The following is a 3,495-nucleotide window of genomic DNA, read 5'->3' on the forward strand; positions in this document are numbered from 1 at the left end:
TTCCGAAGAACTCCGCTCGACATGCATGTATTAGGCACACAGCCAGCGTTCATCCTGAGCCAGGATCAAACTCTCGAAAAAATTGACTGTCATGTTTTATTGTATATATCTAGTTTTCAAAGAACTTTATTATTTGCTATGCTTAAAAGTTATTCACTTCTTCGCTAGTTAGCAAAACTATTATACCACCACTTTTTTTAAATACAAAATATTTTTTACTTTTTTTGTTTAAAAAAGCACCAACGTATATATATTATATATGTTCAAAAAAATACCTAAAAATTTACTGAAAATTTTAAAAGTTGTTATTGTTTTTATTTTAATAGCTATCGGAATAATTATTAGTTTTGAAAAAGATAAAGTTAATAAAAATAACTTTCAAAATCTAGAGAAATTGATAATAACTAAAATTGTAGACGGAGACACTGTAGAGGCCAAAATTAAAAATAAAAAAATTAAAATAAGATTGTATGGGGTCGACACTCCTGAAACGCTAAAACAAAATAATAAAAATAAATTAGCTAAATATGAAAATTATTATGCAAATCTTGCAAAAGAAATGTTATATCAAAAAATTTTAAATCAAGATCATTTTTATTATAAACATATTGATAACGACGAATACGGAAGAGATGTAGGATTAATTTATAAACAAAACTTAGATGAAAATATTTTTAGTGATACTTTAAATTCTTTTTTAGTCGAAAATGGGTTGGCTAGAGTCGCATACATTCAAAACTCTAATATTAAGCAAAAATATTATACAAAAAATAAATTTCAAAATGACTTTTATAACTACATCATAGGCTTAGAAGAAAAAACTAAAGTAGAAGAAAAGGGGTTTTGGGGTTTGGATTTGGAGGAAGTATTCTATAAATATAAAAAAATGGTATAATATATTTAAATAAATATATTAAGGAGTTTTGATGAAAGAAAATTTAAATAATAATTATGACGCTTCAAATATTAAACATCTTGAGGGTCTTGAACACGTAAGAAAACGTCCTGGAATGTACATCGGAAGCACATCTAAAAGCGGTCTTCATCATATGGTTTGAGAAATAGTTGATAACTCCGTAGATGAGGCTATGGCCGGATTTGCTAATACAATTAACATTACAATTACTAAAAATGAAGAAATAATTGTGGAAGATAACGGTCGTGGTATACCTGTTGGTTTACATCCTAAATTTAACATTAGTGCACTTGAAGTTGTTTTAACAAAATTGAATGCAGGTGGTAAATTTGAATCTAATGCTTACAAAGTTAGTGGTGGTTTACATGGTGTTGGTGCTTCTGTAGTTAACGCTCTTAGTGATTACATGGAAGCTTGAGTTAAACGTGACGGAAAATTATATAACGCAAAATTTGCTAATGGTGGACAAATAACACAATCTACAACTATTATCGGCGAAACAAAAGAAAGTGAAACTGGTACAACAATAAAATTTCATCCTGATTATAAAGTTATGGAGCAAATTAAGTTTGATAAAGAACTTATTATTGACCATGCCAAACAAATAGCTCATTTAAATAAAGGTTTATTTGTTTCTGTTACAGATCATCGTGATAACTCTTACAGTGAATTTAAATATGATAACGGTATTGTTGACTATGTTAAAGAAATCAATGAAGGTTACAAACCTATTAACCAAGAAGTTATTTACGCTTCAGGAGAATACAAATATAACAACGACTTAAATGGCGAAGAAGTAATCATAGGAGTAGAAGTAGCAGCTCAATATTTAGAAGATATGTTCAGATCAAACATAATAACATATACAAACAATATTTCGACACATGAAGGTGGTACTCACTTATCCGGATTTTACGATTCATTAATGAGACTAATAAATAATTACGCCATCGATAAAAGTTTAATAAAAAATGAAGCTGACAAATTCACAAGAGATGACTTAATCGAAGGTCTAACAGCAATTATTTCTATAAAACACCCAGATCCTCAATTCGAAGGTCAAACAAAAGGAAAATTAGGTTCTAAAGACGCTCGTAGAGCGGTTAATGAAATATATTCAGAGGCACTTGAAAGATTTTTAAATGAAAATCCTGATATTTCTAAAAAAATTATTAATACCGCAATATTAGCTAGAAAAGGAAGATTAGCATCTAGTGCAGCTAGAGATAACGCAAGAAGAAAAAATGTTTTTGAAAGCGGTGGATTGCCAGGTAAACTTTCTGATTGTACAAGCAAAAATGCTGAAATTAGTGAATTATATATAGTCGAAGGGAATTCTGCTGGTGGTTCTGCTAAAATGGGGAGAGATAGAAAAACTCAAGCTATTTTGCCATTACGTGGAAAAATCTTGAACGTTGAAAAAACAAGGCAGGAGAAAGTATTTAATAACGAAGAAATAATGTCGTTAATAACCGCATTAGGTACAGGGCTAGGAGATACTTTCAATATAAACAAATTAAGATATCACAAAATTGTAATTATGACTGATGCTGATGTTGACGGTGCACATATTAGAACTTTATTACTAACATTTTTCTTCAGATACTTTAAACCGCTAATTGAATATGGTTTTATTTATATAGCACAACCTCCTTTATATAAAATTCAACAAAATAAATTTGTTGAATACGCTTACAACGATGAACAAAAAAACGAAATAATGGAAAAATTAAATCCAAACTCTAAAATAACTATTCAAAGATATAAAGGTCTTGGTGAAATGGATCCGGAACAATTATGAGAAACAACAATGAATCCTGAAAATAGAAAAATGCTTCAAGTTCAAATAGAAGATGCTTATAAAGCAGATAGAACATTTGAAATACTAATGGGAGAAAATGTTGCACCACGTAAAGAATTTATAGAAAAAAATGCAAAATACGTAAAAAACATTGACTTATAATTATGAATAAAATACTAAATTGAGATCAATATTTTATGGCACTAACTAAATTAAGTGCTCTACGTTCTAAAGATCCAAATACAAAAGTTGGTGCATGTATAATAAATAATAGAAAAAGAGTTATTGCTTTAGGTTACAACGGTATGCCTTCAGGAAATGATTTTGATTTTCCCTGAGCAAGAGATGCAAAATTAGAAAAAGATAACAAATACCCGTATGTTGTGCACGCTGAAATTAATGCAATATTAAATTCAACAACACAATTAGAAAATGCAATATTATACACTTCTCTATTTCCTTGTTCAAATTGTTCTAAAACTATTGTTCAATCAGGGATAACAGAAATTGTTTATCTAGAAGATAAATATCACGACACTGATGACGCATGGATTTCAAGAAAAATTCTAAAAGATTCTAATATTAAAACCAGAAAACTTGAACCTCTAAATATTACATTAGAATTATAAAAAATACGAATCACTAAAATTCTAAGTTAGGTGAAAAAAATTTGACACTCCAAAATAAAGGAGTGTTATTTTTATGTCCAAACATTTTACATTTGAACAAAAAGTTAAATATTGCAAAATTATTGATCAAACCGATTTTAAAACAGCAT

At 28.7% G+C, this 3,495-nt stretch carries 3 protein-coding genes and 1 rRNA gene; 3 read left to right on the plus strand and 1 reads right to left on the minus strand.

Annotated features, from left to right (window positions below):
* Positions 1-81, minus strand: a 16S ribosomal RNA gene (locus N9R85_RS03735); the annotation flags it as partial.
* A 178-nt stretch (positions 82-259) separates the two neighbouring features.
* On the opposite strand from N9R85_RS03735, the gene N9R85_RS03740 reads away from it, so the two are divergent.
* Genes N9R85_RS03740 through N9R85_RS03750 form a run of 3 tightly spaced genes read left to right on the plus strand, consistent with a single transcriptional unit; the run spans position 260 to position 3,346 of the window.
* A complete protein-coding gene (locus N9R85_RS03740; RefSeq protein ID WP_262858644.1) occupies positions 260-895 on the plus strand; it encodes a thermonuclease family protein in 636 nt (211 codons plus the stop codon).
* Positions 896-926: 31 nt separating this feature from the next.
* The gene (gyrB, locus tag N9R85_RS03745; protein WP_262858645.1) at positions 927-2,879 is read left to right on the plus strand and encodes a DNA topoisomerase (ATP-hydrolyzing) subunit B; all 1,953 of its coding nucleotides are present in this window, start codon (positions 927-929) and stop codon (positions 2,877-2,879) included.
* Between the two features lie 2 nt (positions 2,880-2,881).
* Entirely contained in the window at positions 2,882-3,346 is a 465-nt protein-coding gene (locus N9R85_RS03750) for a deoxycytidylate deaminase (RefSeq protein WP_262858646.1), read from the plus strand.
* Positions 3,347-3,495: the final 149 nt, after the last annotated feature.

Origin of the sequence: Mycoplasma sp. CSL7503-lung, assembly GCF_025515455.1 — a bacterium.
Taxonomy (GTDB): Bacteria; Bacillota_I; Bacilli_A; order Mycoplasmatales; family Metamycoplasmataceae; genus Mycoplasmopsis.